Source organism: Actimicrobium sp. CCC2.4 (genome assembly GCF_034347385.1).
In the GTDB taxonomy this organism is placed as follows: Bacteria; Pseudomonadota; Gammaproteobacteria; order Burkholderiales; family Burkholderiaceae_D; genus Actimicrobium.
The window spans coordinates 2510816-2531384 of the sequence record NZ_CP133777.1 but is presented as its reverse complement, the minus strand read 5'-3'; the positions used below and the strand labels follow the sequence as shown (position 1 = coordinate 2531384).

Here is a 20569-nt window from a genome sequence, read left to right as displayed (position 1 = left end):
GGAAACCAAGCATGACGATGCGCCTCACGCTCACGCATATCGCGGCCCTGTTCGACCAGGCCGGTGCCAGTCTCTACGGCGGCGAGGCCATCACCCAGCGCGACCATGCACTGCAAAGTGCCTGGCTGGCCGAACAGGCAGGCGATGACGATGCCCTCATCATCGCCTGCCTGCTGCATGACCTCGGCCACATGCTGTTCGAACAAAATGATCAGGACCTTGCCGACGGCAAGGACGACCTGCATCAGGTCAAGATCGTGCCTTTCCTGCGCGGCCTGATGCCAGCCGACGTGATCGATGCGATCCGGCTGCATGTCGATGCCAAGCGCTATTTATGTTTCACCGAAGCCCCCTATTTTGCGGCGTTGTCCGACGCGTCCCGCCTGAGCCTGGCGCTGCAAGGCGGCGTGATGGACACTGCCGCCGCTGCGCGTTTTATCAGTCATCCGCATGCCGCGCGCGCCATCGCGCTGCGCCGGCATGACGACGCGGCCAAGATCGCCGACCTCGTGGTGCCGCCCTTTGCGCACTACCTGCCCCGCCTCATAGCCCAGTCCGAAAGAGCAACCGCCTCATGACCACACCACCCGACGACTACTGGCTGCGCATCGCCGGTGTCGGCAAACAGTTCGGCGCTTTCACGGCGCTGCAAGACATCGCCCTCGATGTCCGCAAAGGCGAATTCGTCTGCCTGCTCGGACCCTCCGGCTGCGGCAAGACCACGCTGTTGCGCATCATCGCCGGCCTCGAACAACAGGATCGCGGCAGCCTGCTGATGGCAGGTCGCGACATCGGCCGCTTGCCGCCGGCGCAACGCAATTACGGCATCGTGTTCCAGTCGTATGCGTTGTTCCCGAACCTGACCGTGGCGCAAAACATCGGCTATGCCTTGCGCACCGGCCGCGCCGAAAAAATCCGCCGCGTCGATGAATTGCTCGATCTGGTCGGCCTCTCCGGCACCGAAGATCGCTATCCGGCGCAGCTGTCCGGTGGCCAGCAACAGCGTGTCGCACTGGCGCGCGCATTGGCAACATCGCCGAGCTTGCTACTGCTCGACGAGCCGCTGTCGGCGCTGGACGCCAAGGTGCGCGAGCGGCTGCGCCAGGAGCTGCGCAATCTGCAACGCAAGCTCGGTATTACCACCATCATGGTCACGCACGATCAGGACGAAGCGATGGAAATCGCCGATACCGTCGTCGTCATGAGCCAGGGCCGCATCGAACAGCGCGGCAGCGCCGAGCAGATTTATCGCCATCCGGCGTCGCGCTTCGTGGCCGATTTTGTCGGTCGCGCCAACTGGCTGACGCTGCAGCGCGATGCGGACGGTCGCGCCACGCTATCCGGTTTGCCGCTCGACATGTCGCTGCCATCCGAACAGGCCATGCTGTTCTGCCGTCCCGAAGATGTTCGCATCGAAACGCAATGGCATGCCGGTGCAACCTCGATGATGGCCGTGGTCGACGCCGTCGAATTCCATCGCGGCATCCGGCGCGCCACGCTGTCGCTGTGCGTCGACCGGGCCTTGTCCATCTTCGCCGATGTCGGCCCGAACGACGCCGGCTACGACTCGCTCGAAGCCGGCCGGCGCGTGCCGCTGACGCTGCTACCGGACAAGGTGCGCCTGTTCGCCCAGCCGGCACGATGAGCGCTTTGCGCAGTCGCGACGACCGGGTCGCACTCGGCCTGACCATCGCCATCGGCCTGCTGATGCTGGCCTTTCTGGCGTGGCCATTACTGAGCCTGTTCGGCATGACCACCGAGGCGCGCGACGGCAGTTATGTCGGACTGGCCAACTGGACCGCCCTGCTATCCGAACCGCGCCTGCATGTCGCTACCGCTAATAGCCTGATGGTTGCGCTCGGCACGGTCGCCATCGTGCTGCCGCTGGCATTGGCCTTTGCGTTTGCACTGACCCGCACCCGCCTGCCCGGCCGGCGCGTGCTGCGCGTCATCGCCTTAGCACCGATGCTGGCACCGTCGCTGATGCCGGCGATCTCGCTGGTCTACCTGTTCGGCAATCAGGGCTTGCTGAAAAGCTGGCTCGGCGAGGCCTCGATCTACGGCCCGATCGGCATCGTGCTGGGCGAAGTGTTCTACACCTTTCCGCATGCGTTGCTGATCCTCGTGGCCGCACTGAGCGTGGCCGATGCGCGGCTCTACGAAGCCGCCGAAACACTGGGCGCAAGCAAGCTGCGCCGCTTCATGACCGTGACCCTGCCGAACGCGCGCTACGGCGTGGTGGCCGCGGCAATGGTGGTGTTCACGCTGGTGGTGACCGACTTCGGGATTCCGAAAGTCATCGGCGGGCAAACCAATGTGCTGGCACTCGAAGCCTACAAGCAGGTCATCGGCCAACAAAATTTCAGCAAGGGCGCGATCATCGGCGTGCTGTTGCTGCTGCCGGCGGTGCTCAGCTTCATGGTCGAACGCTGGCTGTCCAAACGCCAGAGCGGCCAGCTCAGTGGTCGCTCGGTGGTTTATCAGGCCGGTCGCAATGCGTGGCGCGATGGCCTGCTCGGGCTGCTGTGCGCTGCCACCTCGGTATTCCTGCTGGCGCTGCTCGGCGTCGGCTGCTTCGCGGCCTTCATCAAGATGTGGCCGTACAACATGAGCCTGACGCTGGCGCATTTCGATTTTCAGCATCTCGATGGCGGTGGCTGGCAATCCTTCCGCAACAGTGCGCGCATGGCAGCGCTGGTCACTGTATTCGGCACCAGCTTCATTTTCCTGACCGCCTACCTGCTTGAAAAATCGCCCGTGCCGCGCGCGCTCGGTGCCACCATCCGCAGCCTCGCGCTGTTGCCGATGGCGGTCCCGGGACTGGTGCTGGGCCTGGGCTATGTGCTGTTTTTTAATGCACCCGGCAATCCGCTCAATGGTTTGTACGGCACGATGAGTTTGCTGGTAATTGCCACCATCGCGCATTTTTATACGACCGCGCATCTGACGCTGACCACCTCGCTGCGCCAGCTCGATACCGAAATCGAAGCGGTCGCGCGCAGCCTGCAGCGACCGTGGTGGCACACCTTCCGGCGCGTGACCTTGCCGATCAATTTGCCGGCCTTGCTGGATGTGGCGCGCTATCTGTTCGTGTCATCCATGACCACCGTGAGCTGCGTGATTTTTCTGTACACGCCCGATACCGAGCTGGCTGCCGTTGCCATCCTGAACATGGACGACGCCGGCGATACCGCAGCTGCGGCGGCGATGGCGACCTTGATTGTTGCCTCGTCGCTGGCCGTCACCTTGCTGATGAACGCCGCCGGCTGGTGGCTGAACCGGCGCGCGCAAGCCTGGCGCGCCCCCTGAATTTTGTTGACAGACCAAGGAACCCGATGCGCGATCCCCTGCTACTTACTCCCGGCCCGCTGACCACCAGCCTGGCCACCAAGACCGCGATGCTGCATGACTGGGGCTCGTGGGACAGCAGCTTTAACATCCTCACCGCCGATGTGCGACGCCGCCTGCTGGCCATCGTCGACGGTGCCGCTGACTTTAGCTGCGTGCCGCTGCAAGGCTCCGGCACCTTCGCCGTCGAAGCAGCGATCGGCACCCTGCTGCCGCGTGACGGCAAACTGCTGTGCCTGATCAATGGCGCGTACGGCAAGCGCATCGCCCAGCTGACTGAAGTGATGGGCCGGCAAGTCAGTGTGCTGGACTTCGGCGAGTCCGCGCCGGTCGATCCGGTGATGCTGGAAAGCGCCCTCGCGCGTGATCCGGCGATCACTCATGTCGCCGTCGTGTATTGCGAAACCAGCACCGGCATCCTCAATCCGATGGTCGCCATCTCGGACATCGTGGCCGCCGCCGGCAAGTCGCTGATCATCGATGCGATGAGCGCTTTCGGCGCGCTGCCGATGCCGGTGCAAATGCTGACCTACGATGCCGTCATTGCCTCCGGCAACAAGTGCCTCGAAGGCGTGCCCGGCATGGGTTTTGCGATCATCCGTACCACCGTATTGGAGCAATGCGCCGGCCGCGCCCATTCGCTGTCGCTGGACCTGTATGCGCAATGGCGCTACATGGAACAGACCGGCCAGTGGCGCTACACGCCACCGACGCACGTGATGGCTGCGTTGGCAGTCGCGCTCGATCAGTTCGAGCGCGAAGGCGGCCAGCCGGCCCGGCTTGCGCGCTACGAAGACAACTGTCGCACACTGGTCAGCGGTCTGGAAGCGCTCGGCCTGCGGGTGTTCCTGACACCGGACATCCAGGCGCCCATCATCGTCACGGTCCATGCGCCTGCCCATCCGAACTGGAACTTCAGCACCTTCTACGCACTGGCCAAGGCACGCGGCGTGGTGCTGTATCCGGGCAAGCTGACCCACGCTGAGACCTTCCGCGTCGGCTGCATCGGTGCCATCGGCAGTGCCGATCTGCTGATCGCCGTCGAGGTCATTGCCGACGCGCTGCGCCAGATGGAAATCACGCCGCAGCCGGCCGCGCCACAACCTTATCGGGGCCAGGTACAAGCAGTCGTCTTCGACTGGGCCGGCACGCTGGTCGACTTCGGTTCGTTCGCACCGACCCAGGTGCTGATCGACGCTTTTGCCGGCTTCGGCATCACGGTGTCGATGGCCGAAGCGCGCCTGCCGATGGGACTGGCCAAGTGGGATCACATCCAGGCGCTGGGCCGGCAGGACGGTGTCGCGCGACGCTGGCAACAGCAGCACGGCCGCGCCATGTCGGACGCCGATGTCGATACGCTATACGCCACTTTCCTGCCGCTGCAGATCGAACGGGTCGCGGCGTATTCCGATCCGATTCCAGGAGCGATCGAGGTACTGGCCACGCTGCGTGCGCGCACAATCCGCATCGGTTCGTGCTCCGGTTATCCGCGCGTGGTGATGGACAAATTGCTGCCACATGCGGTGTCGCAAGGCATACGCGTCGACCATGCCGTCGCCACCGATGACCTCGCCGCCGGTGGCCGGCCGGGACCGTGGATGGCACTGGCCAATGTGCTCGAACTGGGCATCACCGATGTGCGCGCCTGTATCAAGATCGACGATACCGTACCCGGCATCACCGAAGGCCTCGCGGCGGGCATGTGGACTGTCGGGCTGTCCTTGTCGGGCAATGAAACCGGTTTGTCGCTGGCGGAACTGGCGGCCTTGTCGCCTGCCGAAACCGCTGTATTCCGTGATCGCGCAGCAGCCAAACTGAACGCGGCCGGTGCCCATTACGTGATCGATACCATCGCCGGATTGCCGGCCATTGTTGATGCCATTGAAGCGCGCCTGGCACGCGGCGAACAGCCATGACGAGCGGCCATCGCACTGCCGTCATCGGTGCCGGCATCGTCGGTCTGGCCCATGCCTGGGCGGCCAGTTTGCGCGGCGATAGCGTCACTGTCTACGAACGCGACACGCAGGCCAGCGGTGCATCGGTGCGCAACTTCGGACTCGGGCTGGTGCTCGGTCAACCGGCCGGCGAACTGGTCGAACTGGCGCAGCAATCGCGCGCGATGTGGCTGGATTTTTTTGCCGATACGGGTTGCTGGCACAAGGCCGAAGGCAGTCTGGTGGTGGCTCGTAGCGCCACCGAACTGCGCGTGCTCGAAGCCTTCCAGGAAGCCCGCGGCGCGCAATACGGCACCCGTCTGCTCGTTCGCGACGAGGTCGCGGCACAGCAGGTCAGCGGCTTCGGTGCCTTGTTCAGTCCGTCCGAAATCGCCATGGATGCGCGCCAGGTCATCGCCGTGCTGACGCGCTGGCTGGCCGAGCGCCACGGTGTCACCTTCGAGTTCAGCGTGCAGGTCAACGCCATCGACCTGCCCCGGCTCGATACCAGCCGCGGCCAGCGCAGTGCCGACGAAGTCGTGCTGTGTTCCGGTCATGATGTGCAGTCGCTGTACCCGCAGCATTTTGCCGCGCTCGGCATCCGTCGCTGCGCCTTGCAAATGCAGCGCCTGGCCAACCCCGGCGTGCGACTCGGACCGACGATGATGACCGGCCTGTCGACATTGCATTACGGCGCCTTTACTGAATGCGCGGCACTGGCCGGGCCGCTGGCGGCGCTGCGCGATGAAGTCGCGCAGCAGCAACCGGCGCTACTCGAACATGGCATCCACCTGATCGTCCAGCAGGTCGGCGACGAGGGCGACCTGATCATCGGCGACTCGCACGCCATCGGCGAGACCGTCGCGCCGTTTAACGATGAGAGCGTCGACACGCTGATCCTCGACCTGGCGCAACGCCTGCTGCAGCGGCCCCTGCAGGTGCGCGAACGCTGGCAAGGCATTTACGCCAGCGGCCGGCGCGCGCTTGAAGTGCTGTACCCGGCGCCGCAGGTGCAGGCCGTGGTGATCACCAGCGGCATCGGTATGAGCATCGCGTTTGCGCTGGCCCGACGCCAGCTGGCGCAATGACCGCACAGCATCCGCCGCTGGACCGTCGCACCGGCATCACGATCTGGCGACAGATCGAACAGGCCTTGCGCGCCGACATCCTGTCCGGCCAGTTGCAGCACCGCTTGCCCAACGAGACCGCACTGGCCGAACGCTTCAGCGTGAACCGGCATACGGTACGACAGGCGGTCAAGGCGCTGGCCGATCACGGCCTGGTCGATATCCGGCATGGCAGCGGCACCTTCGTGCGCGACGACATGATCGACTACCAGGTCGGCCGTCGCAGCCGGCTGGCGCACAGCGTCGCGCATGCGCAGCGGCTGGGCACCAGCCGCGTGCTGTCGTGGCAGGCCGAACCGGCCACGCCGGAGATCGCCCGCTTGCTCGATCTGCGTGCCGGTGATCAGGTGCTCTGCATCGAATCGCTCGATATCGTCGACAGCAAAATCATCGGCGTGTGCAGCCAGTATTTTCCGTTGCCACGATTCGCCGGTCTGGGCGAACTGTATGCGCAGACGGGCGTGACGCATCTGGCGCTGGCACAGTTCGGCGTACTGCAATTCCAGCGGCGCATGAGCCGGGTCACGGCGCGTTTGCCCGACAAACAGCTGGCCGGGCAACTGGGCCAACCGGTCAGCCTGCCTATCCTGCATGTGGCTAGCGTGTATGTCGATGGCGACGGGATTGCCATCGAATATGGGATTTCGCAGTTTTGCAGTGCGGCGGTGCAGGTGGTGATTGCGCCGGATTAGGGGCGGTGTCCAGCGTCGCCCGTAGGGACCGCGAGAAGTGATTCTTCAACAGGCATAAAAAAACGGAAAGTATTCCGGCCGGCGTTCTTTGCCTCGTACATGGCCAGGTCGGCGTTCTTGAGCAAGGTCGTTGCCTTCGCGCCGTCGTCCGGATACACGGCAATACCGACCGACGTACCGACCCGCGCCGTTTTGTCCTGAGACACCATCGGTTCATTGACGACGGCAATGATGAGCTGGACGACGCGCTCGATCTCGATCCGGTTGACCGGATTGTCCAGCAGGACGACGAATTCATCGCCGCCCAGCCGCGCCACGGTGTCCGCTTCCCGCAGCAGCCCCTGTAATCTGCGTGCAACCGTAACGAGCAGTTCGTCACCGGCCGCGTGTCCGAAGTCATCGTTGATTACCTTGAAGCGATCGAGGTCCAGGAACAGGACCGCCAGACCACGCGCGCGGCGTCCTGCAGCGACGATGTGCCGTTCGATGCGTTCCATCAGCAAGCGCCGGTTTGGCAGATTGGTCAATCCGTCATGAAACGCCAGTTGCCGGATGTGTTCATTTTTTTCCCAGGTAGCGGTGATGTCTTGAAATACCGCTACATAGCGATCTTCGTCGGCGTGGGCGCCAGCAATCCGCGTGGTCGTTTGCCTCTCCAGAAAAAGTTCTCCTGATTTTTTCCGGCTCCATATTTCGCCCTGCCACAGCCCCGTGTCCCTGATCTGACCTTGCTTGGCGGCGTAAAACTGCGCCGACTGACGCGGGGAGCGCAACAAGCCCGGGGTTTGCCCGACGGCTTCCTGCGCGCTGTAACCGGTGATACCGGTAAAAGCCGGATTGACCGACAAAATCACGTCTTTGCTATCGGTGACCATGATGGCTTCCGAGATGCAGGCAAACACTTTGGCGGCCAGCTTGAGTTCGCTTTCTGCCATTTTGATGGCCTTGATGTCGGCTACCACGATAATAAAGCCGAGTATCCGACCGTCCGCATCGATGTCGGGGATGTAGTTGGCCAGGACATGACCGACACTGCCGTCCGGCCGCGTCAGGAAGCGCTCGAACTGTTGATGTTGTCCTGCGAGGGCTGCGCTGACGAGACGCTCGTTGGCCGCGAACAGGGTCGCTCCCAGTAATGACTGGAGGGATTGACCAAGGATGGATTGCGCCGGTTGTTGATACCACGCCTGATACGCTTTGTTGGCGAATTGGCAGCGCAGGTCGAGGTCAAAGTAGGCCACGAGGCCAGGCATCGCATCCGTAATGGTGCGGATAAACCGCTCGCTGCTGGCGGAGCGCTGTGCATGCAGGCGCCCGGCTTCTCTCGCAGCGACCATACGGACAAACTCGCGTTGACGCCGTCCATGGAACAGGATGGCCACTGCCCCGAGAAAAATCAACACACCGAGCGAACCCGATTTAACGAGCGCCCGATGACGCCATGACGCATAAAGGATCTGGTGCGCCCGGCTAATAATGATCACCAATGGCTTGTCCATCGATACGGAAGCCGCTCCGACCGTGCGCACGACTGCCAGTCGCTCGTCCTGCGTTGTGGTCGCGATGCCGGAAAAAACGCTGATCGTCCGGCCACTGTCCAGATGCCGGTTGAAGAACGCGGCGGGCTGACCGTGCAGATCGGTTTTAACCGTATCGAGCGAGGCGTTAGTCGAAAAAATCACCTTGCCATCGCCGTGTATCACCGAAGCCCGCATGTCATCGGAATAGCGTACCGAATTCATCAGGATATCGAAAAACTCAGGGTCGATAATGGCCAGAATCGCACCCGCAAACCGGCCTTTGTCATCCACCATTTTTTTACCGACACCAATCGCATACACCCCCAGCGGCGTCCTGAATGGTGACGAGATCACGAGCCTGGCCGGATCACTCTCCTGACGAATCGCACGAAAGCGCTCCCCCTCCTGAAAATTCTGTCCGATCAGCGCGCTCTGATTGCTGGCAATGACTGCGCCATCTGCATTCATGATGAGCAAGGTCCGTGCACCGATCAGAACATTGACCAGCGACTGCAAGCGGTTGTTCACCAGGAGACTGCCATCGTGTTGGCCCAACATCCATGGCAAGTCATGGTCGAGCGTATCGATGGCCGCTTTGACCGACAGCAGGCTACGGGTCAGATTTTGATCGACCACTGTCGCTTGCGTCGTCAGTTGCTTGCGCTCCTCGGTGTCGATCTGCGCATGTTCCGCAACGATATCCGCGCCAAGCAGGCAGACCAGTGCAAGCATACCTACAAAAAAAGCTTGCCAGAGCGAACGCAGATTCAGTGCTTGCATGCTGGCTTGTTGATCTGCGGGTACTGGTATTTTCATCGGTGGTTCGGCGGTGCCTAAAAAATGTGTGGGCTATCGTGCTGACACACCGTCACTTTGCGCCGTGCGTCAACAGGGCGTAACCGCGTCAATAAAACAATCTTTCGTAATACATGGCGTAGCGATTCATGATTCCGGAAAGCCGGTGATAAGCCGTCACCGGGAATTTTTTGAAAAACGGGTGCCTTCACGATGAGGTTTCGTTGCAGAAATATTCTTGGCAGGAGCTTAATCTACTTAGGGTTGGCATGGAAAACAAAATAATGGTTTACCAACTGATGGCTTGGGTGCGTCAACTTGTCTGTTGGCGGACCGATGCCATCCGTCTGTTTCGTAGACGTTTAATCCGGACATGGCGAATGACAATGGCAAACCCAAAGACAATTAACGCCATCAACCGTAAGTAACAACAAATGGTCGTCGTAAAAAAGATCTACTTAATGTAAGATAAAGTTTCCCGCAGGTAACAATTGATGCGGTTGCACTTGAACCTTCATTTGATAGGCGGGGCCATGATTCGTTTCGCAGAATCGCTCAATGAAACGGGCTTTCGCATCAAGCAGGACATCAGCTACATGGCCTTGGATGTCAGCCATTGTGGCGTCCTGATTTTATCGAATGTCGCCGAAAACTATCGCGTCCTGTACGCCAATACGGCCTTTTTAAGCATGACCGGCTACACCGAAGTGGAACTGGCCGGTCGCATTGACTGGTACGTTCAGGGCGATGCAGGCGACGAGCCACAACGGAAAAAATTACGGGCGGCCTTGAGTGCCGCCCAACCCATATCGATAGAAATGCGCAATTATCGCAAGGACGGTTCCTTGCGCTGGTGCGAACTGGGCATCACGCCATTTCGTAATCATGAAGGCTACGTTTCGCATTTCATCGGCATGCTGTCCGACATCACAACGCGCAAGAATGACGAAGAGTTATCGTCGCAGCCATCCCGTCATGCAAGTTTGACCGGATTGACCGACCACCTTGGATTCTGCGACACCCTCGACAAAACGATACTAGCGTCCACCTTCAGTCCGGGAACACTGTACGTGGCCGCCATCGATATTGACCAGCATCAGCACGCGTCCGGCTCGATGGACGGTCATTCGCAAAATTTTCTGGTGCAGGTGGCTGCAGAGCGACTCGGGACTTGTCTGCAGACCGATGAAATCCTGAGTCATGACGGCAATGGCAGCTATGCATTCATGCTGCGTGCCGACTCGCGCAGCGATGCGGTAATGCGCTGTCAGGCGATCCAGCGTTCGCTGGCACAAGCCATCCCGCTGGCCGATCAACATATTCATTTGACCTGTGCGTTCGGATTGGCGAGGTTTCCGGACGATAGCCGCACGGCGCGGTCCTTACTCCATTGCGCTGGCATGGCCTTGTCACATGCGCGGGAAACCAGTCGCAACACCATCCTTTTCTACTTCGAGGCGATGTCGGTGCGACTGCACGAAGAGATTACCCTGGAGTCGGCACTGCGCAACGCAATGTTGAACAGCGAACTGGAAGTCCATTATCAAGCGCAGGTCAATTTACAAACCAGGCAGGTTATTGGCGTCGAAGCACTGGCGCGCTGGAATCATCCTGAACTGGGTCAGATAGCGCCGGATCGTTTTATTCCGTTGGCTGAAAAAAATGGCTTGATCGACGATATCGGCCTGTGGGTAATTGAACAGGTGTGCACTGACATGGCGGCCTGGCGCGAAGACGGCCTGCCGGTCGTTCCGGTGGCCGTGAATGTATCGGCGGCACAGTTTCGCAATCCGCTGCTGGGCGATCAGATCATGATGCTGCTCAATGTATCGGGATGTGATCCATCCATGCTGACGCTCGAAATTACCGAAGCGGTCCTGATGGACGACACCAACACGGCACGCGCGACGCTGAATCAATTGCATCACGCGGGCATTGGTTTTTCGCTTGACGACTTCGGTACCGGTTATTCGTCCATCAGTTATCTGAAGCGCTTCCCCTTCAAAAAAGTCATCATCGATCGTTCCTTCGTCAAGGACCTGGTCGACAATTCGGACGATGCGGCGATCATCAAGGCGATCATTTCGATGGCGCACACGCTCGGACTCAGGGTGCTGGCCGAGGGTGTCGAAACCGAAGAGCAATGCCGGTTTTTGAGCCACAACCTGTGTGATGAAATGCAGGGCTTTCTGTTTTCAAAGCCGGTGGCATCCAGCGCATTCGTTGAGCTCTTGCAGGCTGGAACGACATTGCCACCCTCGTTGCTGACCGCCAAAAAAGCCAGGCGCACCTTGCTGCTGGTCGACGACGAAGTCAATATCGTCGCATCCTTGAAACGCCTGTTGCGGCGCGACGATCTCCATATTCTGACTGCCCATAGCGGCGCCGAAGGTCTTGCGCTACTGGCACAACATCCGGTGGATGTCATCTTGTCCGACCAGCGCATGCCGGGCATGACAGGCGTCGAATTCCTGAGTATTGCAAAAACCCGTTTTCCGGAAACAGTCCGCATTGTGCTGTCCGGCTACACCGAATTGCAGTCGGTGACGGACGCCGTCAATGAAGGCGATATCTACAAATTTTTGACCAAGCCCTGGGACGATACCAAATTGCGTGGCCATATCGACGAGGCGTTTCAGCGCAAGGAACTGGCCGATGAAAACCATCGCCTGACGCGTGCGGTCTATGCCACCAATCTTGAGCTGGCAGGGGCAATCCGCCAGCTTAAATATCAGCAGCAGCACCACCACCATGTCGGTTCACAACCCTGAGCACCACCATGCCATTACTGCCCAAATCTACGTGTGATTGTTCCCTCAGTTCGAGCGCCGTCGAACAGAGCGACTTCTTCAACGGTGTCGGTCACCTGACGGATTCGCCGATTCCGGCGTACGCGATCGATACGGATCACGTCATCACGCAGTGGAACCGGGCGTGCGCAATCCTGACGGGGATGCCGGCGTCGACGATGCTCGGCACGCGAAATCAATGGCAACCTTTTTACGATAGGCAGCGGCCGGTCCTGGCTGATCTGGTTGTTGATGGCGGTTTATGCGGGCCGATCCAGCACTATTACCCGGGCAAGGTCATTTGCTCATTGCAGATGCCCGGCACTTTTGTCGGGGAAGATTTTTTTCCGCGCATGATTCATGGCGGTAAGTGGATTCAGTTCTCCGCAGGGCCGATGTACGACAGGTCAGGCAAGGTGGTTGGTGCGATTGCGATGCTGCAGGATATGAGCGCGCAAAAACACGCCGAGGAAGCGCTTCAAAAAGGCCGCGCCGATCTTGAGCAATTGGTCATCGAACGCACCGCCGAGCTGATGCGACGCAATGTTGAACTGACGCTGGCCAATGAGCAGCTGACAAGCCTGCAACAACAACTGGTGCAAGCCGAAAAACTCTCCTCGATCGGTCTGCTTGCCGCGGGTGTAGCGCACGAAATCAACAATCCGATTGGCTATATTTTTTCCAATTTCGGCACGCTGGGTCAGTACTTGTCGCAATTGATGGAGATGCTGGACGCCTTTGAAAAAGCCGAGCCGCTGATTAGCCAGGCAGTGGTCCGCCATGATCTGGGTGCGCTGCGCGAGCGCATCGAGCTCGATTACCTGAAGGCCGATATCCCTGTGCTGATGCGCGAGTCGCTGGAGGGCATAGTCCGGGTGCGCCAGATCGTGCAGGATCTGAAAGATTTTTCACGGGTCGACAATGCGATGCAATGGCAGCTCGTTGACCTGCACCCGGGGATCCATTCGACGCTCAATATTGTCAATAATGAAGTGCGTTACAAAGCCGATGTGATCCTCGTTTTCGGCGTCCTGCCGGATGTCGAATGCCTGCCCTCGCAAATCAATCAGGTGGTCATGAACCTCATCATCAATGCCGTCCAGGCGATGGGTGCGGTACGCGGCACCATCACGATCCGCACCGGTTGCACGTCACAGACCGCCTGGATCGAGGTAGCCGACGATGGTTGCGGCATCAGTGCAGAAAACACCGCGCGCATTTTTGATCCTTTTTATACTACCAAGCCGATCGGCACCGGTACGGGTCTGGGTCTGTCGATGTCGTATGGCATCGTCAGCAAGCACCATGGCCGGATCGATGTCGATAGCACGGTCGGCGTCGGCACCACGTTCCGCATCACCCTGCCGCTGCGACAACCCCTTTAACGAGAGTCCCGATATGCCCCTGATTTTGCTGGTTGATGACGAGCCCAACATTCTGTCCGCGTTGTGTCGTCTGTTTCGCAAAGAACATGTCGAGATACTGGTCGCTGAGAGCGGTGCCGCCGGTCTCGAGATCATGGCGCAACATCCGGTCGATCTGGTGATCTCCGACATGCGCATGCCCGGGATGAGTGGCGCGCAATTTCTGGAAGAGGTACGTAGCAGATGGCCTGATACGGTGCGTCTGCTGCTGACCGGTCATGCCGATATTGCCACCATCCTCGATGCCATCAACCGGGGTGAAATCTATCGCTACATCACGAAGCCATGGGACGATAACGACATCGTCCTGACGGTGCGCCATGCCCTCGAACGCCACGTGCTGGAGCAGGAGCGCAAGCGACTGGAAGCGCTGACGCTGTCACAGAATGCCGAGCTGGCCGCGCTCAATGCCAGCCTCGAAAACAAGGTGCGCGAACGAACTGCCGAACTGGAACAGGCGCGCGATGGCCTGGTTGAACTCAATGGCCAGCTCAAAACCAACTTCCTGCTTTCGATCAAGGTCTTCTCCAATCTGATTGAGATGCGTGGCGGTAATCTGGCCGGTCATTCGCTACGCGTCGCCGATCTGTCCCGCAAGCTGGCAGTGCAACTAGGCTGCGACGAGGCGAGTACGACGGATATTTTTCTGGCGGCGATGATGCACGACATCGGCAAGATCGGACTGAGCGATGACATGCTCAAGGTGCCGCGGGCGGTCATGAGCCGCGAACAAAGTGCCGCCTACCGCAAGGTGCCGACCGAAGGCGAGCAATTGCTGATGCCGATCGCCGAGCTGCGCAATGCGGCCAAGCTGGTGCGCGCGCATCAGGAACGCTTTGACGGCAATGGCTATCCGGATCAGCTCAATGGGGCCGGGATCCCGCTGGGCGCGCGCATCCTGGCGCTGGTCAGCGATTACGACAACCTGCAAAACGGCATGATCCTGCCGCGCAAGATCTGGCCGGAAGAAGTCCGGGAGATGCTGTTGCAGGACCGTGGCAAGCAGTACGATCCGGAGCTCGTCACGGCCTTGTTCCGGCTGCTCGATGGCCTTGCCGGCACGGCGTCCCCGGAACGCATCGTCGTGCAAATCGCTGCCGCCATGGTCCAGCCGGGCGTCACGCTGGCCTGTGATCTGCTCTTGCCGAACGGATCGCTGTTGCTGTCGGCCGGTCACTTCATCGACAGCGGCATGTGCCGGCAGATCATCCATTTCGATACGACGCTGGCCCAGCCGCTGATGCTGAGTGTGTACGGCGATGCGTCGCCGGGTTGACGCGTCATCCGGCAAATAGCCGGTAAAAACAGCGCCTGCTCACGCTTCTGTTTTCATCGCAGAACACGCATCATCCCGAGTCATGGCTCCAAACCCTGGAGCAGGCTTTCCGGACAACTGCACACGTGACCCTAGACCCCGACAACTGGCAAGACTTCAGAGCACAAAGCCATCGCATGCTCGATGACATGCTCGACTATCAGCAGCACCTGCGCGAGCGGCCGGTCTGGCAACCGATTCCGGCCAGCGCACGCGAGGCGTTCAAGGCGGCGCTGCCGCATGCTCCCGGAACGCTGGCCGATGCGCATGCGACCTTCCTGCAATCCATATTGCCGTATGGTCCGGGGAATTCCCATCCGGGATTTTTTGGATGGGTACAAGGCGGCGGCACACCGGTCGGGATGATGGCCGAGCTGCTGGCAGCGGGGCTCAATGCCAACCTCGGCGGGCGCGACCAGATGCCGATCGTGGTCGAGCAGCAGGTGCTGCAATGGGTGCGCGAGCTGTTCGGTTTTCCGGCCGATGCCAGCGGTCTGTTTGTCACCGGTGCCTCGATGGCGAACATGATTGCATTGCTGGTGGCGCGCACGCGGGCGCTGGGCGCCCCGGTGCGCGAGCGCGGCGTCCACGGACACCGACTCGTTGCTTACACCTCGGCCGGCGCGCACGGCTGCATCGCGCAGGCCATGGATCTGACGGGCATCGGCTTCGATGCGCTGCGCCGCATTCCCGAAAACGCCAACTTCGAGATGGATATCGCGCTCCTCGAACGCGCCATCGACGCCGACATCGCCGCCGGCCTGCAACCGTTTTTTATTGCCGGGACCGCCGGGACCGTCGATGTCGGCGCAGTCGATGACCTGGCGGCGATTGCCGGTATCGCTGCCCGGCACGGCATCTGGTTTCATGTCGATGGCGCATATGGCGCACTCGGCATGTTGTCGCCGGAGATCGCGCCGCAACTGGCCGGTATCGAGCTGGCCGATTCGATTGCCTTTGATTTTCACAAGTGGGGACAAGTGCCTTACGACGCCGGCTTTGTCATCGTGCGCGATGGCCGGCAGCATCTCGATACCTTTGCGTCGCCGGCCGCCTATTTGCGCCGCGAGACCCGTGGCATGGCGGCCGGTTCACCGTGGCCGTGCGATTTCGGACCGGACCTGTCGCGCGGATTCCGGGCGCTCAAGACCTGGTTCACGCTGACCGTCTACGGCAGCGACCAGCTCGGTCGCATGATCGCCGATACCTGCGCGCTGGCGCGCTATCTGGTGCAGCAAATCGCCTTGCATCCGGTACTCGAACTGATGGCGCCGGTGGCGCTGAACATCGTCTGCTTCCGCTATCGCTGCGCCGATCCGGACCGGATCAATGCCGCCATCGCGGTCGACCTGCAGGAGTCCGGCATTGCCGCGCCGTCGATCACGACAGTGCATGGCCAGCTGGTGCTGCGCGCCGCGATCGTCAATCACCGCACCACCGCCGCCGATGTCGATGCTCTGATCCACGCCACCGTGTCGTTCGGTGCCGCCCGTTGTACCTCCTCTGAAAGCTGAACCGCCATGCCCACTTCCGCACCCGGTTTGCCGCCACTGATTGGTGTTGCCCCCCTGATGCGTCGCGCGTTTGCCGGCGACAGTCTGGCGCAGGAGGGCCAGGATTTACTGCTCCGCGCCCAGCAGAATCCGGCCGACGCGCATGCGTACCTGGATTTTTCGACGGTGCTGCAACTGACCGGCAACCGTGCCGACGCGCTGGCCGTGCAAGGCGAAGCAATCGCCATCCGGCAGCTGTATCACTTGCCGGCGCGCGGACCCGGACCCGGCATCCGCCTGCTGGTGATCATGGGACCGGGCGATCTGATGGCCAATACGCCGGTCGAATTTTTGATCGAGGACAGCGATGTAGCGCTGACGATGCTGTACATGACGACCGAATCGGACTGGCCGCTGACGATTCCCGAGCATGATGTGCTGCTGGTCGGGGTGGCTGAGTCCGACCGGAACCAGCGGCTGTTGCAGCGTCTGGCCGACGACTTGCAGGACTGGCCGCGCCCTGTCATCAACCGTCCCGAACGGATCGCCGTGCTGTCGCGCGATGGAGCCTGCGCGGCGCTGGCAGGGATAGCCGGCGTCGAGATGCCGGCCACGGTGCGCATTGACCGGGCACAGCTGCAGGCGATCGGCGACAGAACGCTGGCGGCAACGGCACTGCTGCCGGATGGCGATTTTCCGGTCATCGTGCGGCCCACCGGATCGCATGCCGGACAACATCTCGACAAGCTGATGACGCCTGCCGACGTGGCCGGCTATCTCGAGCGCGTCGATGCGGCGCGCTTTTATCTGTCGCGCTTTGTCGATTACCGCAATACCGATGGCCAGTTCCGCAAATACCGGATCACGCTGGTTGATGGCGAGCCGTTCATTTGCCACTACGCGATTTCATCGCACTGGATGATCCATTACCTCAACGCCGGCATGACGGAAAGCCAGGCCAAGCGCGATGAAGAAGCCGACTGCATGGCGCACTTCGACACGCAGTTTGCGCTGCGCCATGCAGCGGCGATACAGACCATCTTCACGCGTCTCGGGCTGGCCTATGTCGGCATCGATTGCGCCGAAACGCCGGATGGCAAGCTGCTGATCTTTGAAGTCGACAACGCGATGATCGTGCATGACATGGACCCCGAGGGCATGTTCCCGTACAAAAAACCAGTGATGCACAAGGTCTTCGCCGCCTTCCGCAGCTTGCTGGAAAAGACCCGCGCAACGAACTGACATGCTGCCTGCCCTGCAGGATGTGCTGTTGTCCGGTGGTGATGACCGGCAGCTCCTCGACGCCGGCGGGCGTTCCCGCTACGGCTGCCCGCCCTGCCCCGATCCCACGCTGGTGGCCTTGGGATCCTCGACGGCATCGGTGATTTCGGTACCTGGCTACGCGGCAGCCGGGGCATTGCATGCGCGCTGCAATACGCTCTTGCGCCGGCAACCGGCCGCAGCGGTTTACGCCAGCGAAGCCGGGCGCGTACGCGATGCACTGGTCGCGCTGTGCGGCTGGCCCGATACCGGCGCGGTGCTGGGGGCCTCCGGCACCGACCTGCATTTGCTGGCCGGCCACTGGCTGCAACCGGATTGCGTCGTCATGATAGACGGCGCCGAAACCGGCAGCGGACTGCCTGCTGCCTTGCGCGGCCATCACTACAGCAGTTGCGCCGCCCATAGCACGCTGGTTCCGGCCGGCGCGCCATTGAGTGACTGGCAACCGGCGCTGGTAATGCTCTCGCCACGTACCACTGATGGCCGCTTGCGCGATCCGGAACAGGTCGATGCCGATTGCGTGGCGGCCGTCACGCAGGCGGCCGAAGCCGGCCAGCGCGTGTTGCTGGTCCTGACCGATCTCAGCAAGACCGGTTTGCTGGTGCCCGGTCGCGCGACCGTGCTGGCGCTGCAGCAACGCTGGCCGGCACTGGTCACGGTGCTGGTCGATGCCTGCCAGTTCAGGTTGTCGGCGACGAGTGTGCGCGACTATCTGGCCTGCGGATTTCTGGTTGCGCTGACCGGCTCCAAATTCGCTGGCGGTCCGACTTTTTGCGGCGTGCTGCTGGTGCCCGGCGTGCTGGCCGAACGTTACCGGAATCGTCGATTGAGCGCGGCGCTCGGTGCCTATTCGTGCGCGGCAGACTGGCCTGCACAGTGGCACTGCGGGCAGTCATTGCCGGTGTCGACCAACTTCGGACTGCTGCTGCGCTGGCAGGCAGCGCTGCCCGGATTACAGCAATTTCATCGCTTGCCGGCTGCACAGGTCAGCGCCCTGCTGACGACGTTTGGCCGCGCGGTCCAGGCACGTATCGCCTCAGATCCGCTGCTGGAAGCCTTGCCGGTGGCATCGCTGAGCCGGGCCGATGCCGGATGGGATAGCTTGCAAACGGTGTTCCCGTTCCTGCTTCGTCATGCCGACGGCAGCTACTTTACTGCGGTGCAAACACGCGCGGTGCATCGGGCATTGATGCACGGAGAGCACCGCTATCAGCTGGGGCAAGCGGTGGCGTGTGGCGAGCGCGACGGCAGGCCGGTGATGGCGTTGCGGCTGTGTGCCAGCGCGCCGATGGTGAACGCGGGAGCGGCCGGGACGAGCATGACGGAGGATGTGTTGGCGGCGCTTGAGGTTATCGCGGCGCACAGGCGGACAGTCGAAGCAGTCGGATGAAGCAGGGATGCCCACGAAAATACGAGCGCGTTGGGCATTCACAAGATGCATAAACGTATTGCATGGTAAATACCACTGGCAACCGGCTTGTGTCGCATCAATCGAAGCAGCAGCGCATCAAGGAGCAAACGAATGGAACCGCAACACATGACAGCAACCGCAGCAACGGAACTGACCGCCCCGACAAATGACCTCGTCTGCGACATCCGCATTCTGATCGGGGACGCGCGGACGGGGCTGGCGGCTACGGTCAATTCGGCATTGACGCTGCTGTACTGGCGCATCGGTAGGCGCATACGCAGCGATGTACTTCAGGGGGTGCGCGCCGGTTACGGTGAGCAGATCGTCGCTGCGGTGGCAGGCCAACTGGAAGCCGAACATGGTCGTGGCTTTGGCACCAAGAACCTGCGTCACATGCTGCGCTTTGGCGAGGTGTTCGGGAGCGAGGACATTGTCTACGCACTGAGTAGACAATTGAGCTGGACCCATTTGCGGTGCCTGATCTACATCGACGATCCGCTCAAGCGGGAGTTTTATCTGGAAATGTGTCGCAGCGAGGGCTGGAGTACCCGTACCTTGCAGGGGCGGCTCGACTCAATGCTGTTTGAGCGCACGGCATTGTCGCGCAAACCGGATGAATTGCTGACAAGCGAACTGGCGACCTTACGCGATGAGGGAGTGCTCGGACCAAGTCTCGTGCTGAAGGATCCCTACATCCTGGATTTTCTGGGATTGCAGGACCGCTATCTTGAGAAAGACCTGGAAGACGCCATCCTGCGTGAACTAGAAAATTTCCTGCTAGAGCTGGGGGCCGGCTTCAGCTTTGTCGCCCGCCAGAAACGGCTGCAAATTGACAATGACGATTTCTATATCGACTTGCTGTTCTACAACCGTCGCTTGCGGCGCCTGGTGGCGATTGAACTGAAGCTGGGTGAATTCAAGGCGGCCTACAAAGGCCAGATGGAGCTGTATCTTCGCTGGCTTGCCAAGCACGAGCAGGAACCGGGCGAAGCACCGCCGCTGGGGATAATCCTTTGCACCGGCAAGAACAGTGAGCAGATCTAACTGCTAGAACTGGGCCAGAGCGGCATTCACGTTGCCGAGTACCTGACCGGTTTGCCGTCCCGGCAATTGCTGGAGCAAAAACTGCACGAGGCAGTCACGCTCTCGAAAGCGCGTCTCGACAATCGGCCCGGATCAACTAGCACTGAGCGATTTTATTCAAAAGACGGAGGCTGATCCGGCATAAATTGTCTGTCCAGTCACGACGATCTGCGCTAGTATCCGGCCACTCTTTGGGGAGTAGCCTGCTGTTGTCGACAGACAATAGCGCTCACGTCAACATACTCGGTACTCCTACCGTGGCGTGCGCACCTTTCGGTTGGCGAGACCAGAGACATTTCCGCGTTGGGGTTGGGCGCGCGGTGATGTCTTTGATCCTGCGCCCGGCCTGAAGAAAAA

General features: G+C 60.9%; 13 protein-coding genes, 2 pseudogenes and 1 riboswitch. Of the genes and pseudogenes, 14 read left to right on the top strand and 1 reads right to left on the bottom strand.

The window, feature by feature from the left end:
- Positions 1-17 precede the first annotated feature (17 nt).
- The 7 genes and pseudogenes from RHM62_RS11675 (at position 18) to phnF (ending at position 7101) form a co-directional block, all read left to right on the top strand.
- Positions 18-578, top strand: a complete 561-nt coding sequence (locus tag RHM62_RS11675) for an HD domain-containing protein (RefSeq protein WP_322125397.1) — start codon at positions 18-20, stop codon at positions 576-578.
- Entirely contained in the window at positions 575-1645 is a 1071-nt protein-coding gene (locus RHM62_RS11670; RefSeq protein ID WP_322122268.1) for a putative 2-aminoethylphosphonate ABC transporter ATP-binding protein, read from the top strand. Before RHM62_RS11675 ends, RHM62_RS11670 begins: the two co-directional genes overlap by 4 nt.
- Positions 1642-3309 carry a putative 2-aminoethylphosphonate ABC transporter permease subunit gene (locus tag RHM62_RS11665; protein ID WP_322122267.1) on the top strand — a complete coding sequence of 556 codons (1668 nt, stop codon included), beginning with the start codon at positions 1642-1644 and terminating at the stop codon, positions 3307-3309. The genes RHM62_RS11670 and RHM62_RS11665 overlap by 4 nt, the downstream gene beginning before the upstream one ends.
- 26 nt (positions 3310-3335) lie before the next feature.
- A pseudogene (locus tag RHM62_RS11660) lies at positions 3336-4427 on the top strand (2-aminoethylphosphonate--pyruvate transaminase); the annotation flags it as partial.
- Positions 4419-5264, top strand: coding sequence for a phosphonoacetaldehyde hydrolase (gene phnX / locus RHM62_RS11655; RefSeq protein ID WP_322125396.1), 846 nt, complete (start codon positions 4419-4421; stop codon positions 5262-5264). The pseudogene RHM62_RS11660 and the gene phnX, both read left to right, overlap by 9 nt.
- Entirely contained in the window at positions 5261-6370 is a 1110-nt protein-coding gene (locus RHM62_RS11650; protein ID WP_322122266.1) for a TIGR03364 family FAD-dependent oxidoreductase, read from the top strand. Before phnX ends, RHM62_RS11650 begins: the two co-directional genes overlap by 4 nt.
- Positions 6367-7101: a phosphonate metabolism transcriptional regulator PhnF gene (gene phnF, locus RHM62_RS11645; protein ID WP_322122265.1), complete on the top strand. Its 735-nt coding sequence runs from the start codon at positions 6367-6369 to the stop codon at positions 7099-7101. The genes RHM62_RS11650 and phnF overlap by 4 nt, the downstream gene beginning before the upstream one ends.
- Here phnF and RHM62_RS11640 read toward each other — a convergent pair.
- Positions 7098-9401 (bottom strand): diguanylate cyclase domain-containing protein, encoded by a 2304-nt coding sequence (locus RHM62_RS11640; protein ID WP_322122264.1) that lies wholly within the window; start codon positions 9399-9401, stop codon positions 7098-7100. The genes phnF and RHM62_RS11640 overlap by 4 nt on opposite strands.
- 548 nt (positions 9402-9949) lie before the next feature.
- On the opposite strand from RHM62_RS11640, the gene RHM62_RS11635 reads away from it, so the two are divergent.
- The 7 genes and pseudogenes from RHM62_RS11635 to RHM62_RS11605 all read left to right on the top strand — a co-directional run bounded on the left by RHM62_RS11635 (position 9950) and on the right by RHM62_RS11605 (position 20347).
- Positions 9950-12187 (top strand): EAL domain-containing protein, encoded by a 2238-nt coding sequence (locus RHM62_RS11635; protein WP_322122263.1) that lies wholly within the window; start codon positions 9950-9952, stop codon positions 12185-12187.
- Between the two features lie 8 nt (positions 12188-12195).
- Complete coding sequence (locus RHM62_RS11630; RefSeq protein ID WP_322122262.1) at positions 12196-13590, top strand: ATP-binding protein; 1395 nt, start codon at positions 12196-12198, stop codon at positions 13588-13590.
- A 13-nt stretch (positions 13591-13603) separates the two neighbouring features.
- Positions 13604-14905 carry an HD domain-containing phosphohydrolase gene (locus tag RHM62_RS11625; protein WP_322122261.1) on the top strand — a complete coding sequence of 434 codons (1302 nt, stop codon included), beginning with the start codon at positions 13604-13606 and terminating at the stop codon, positions 14903-14905.
- 125 nt (positions 14906-15030) lie between these two features.
- Positions 15031-16458, top strand: a complete 1428-nt coding sequence (locus tag RHM62_RS11620) for a pyridoxal phosphate-dependent decarboxylase family protein (protein ID WP_322122260.1) — start codon at positions 15031-15033, stop codon at positions 16456-16458.
- 6 nt (positions 16459-16464) lie between these two features.
- The gene (locus RHM62_RS11615; RefSeq protein WP_322122259.1) at positions 16465-17679 is read left to right on the top strand and encodes a RimK family alpha-L-glutamate ligase; all 1215 of its coding nucleotides are present in this window, start codon (positions 16465-16467) and stop codon (positions 17677-17679) included.
- A gap of 1 nt (position 17680) precedes the next feature.
- Complete coding sequence (locus tag RHM62_RS11610; RefSeq protein ID WP_322122258.1) at positions 17681-19108, top strand: hypothetical protein; 1428 nt, start codon at positions 17681-17683, stop codon at positions 19106-19108.
- Between the two features lie 147 nt (positions 19109-19255).
- A pseudogene (locus RHM62_RS11605) lies at positions 19256-20347 on the top strand (PDDEXK nuclease domain-containing protein).
- A 46-nt stretch (positions 20348-20393) separates the two neighbouring features.
- Positions 20394-20564, top strand: a riboswitch (yybP-ykoY riboswitch).
- Positions 20565-20569: the final 5 nt, after the last annotated feature.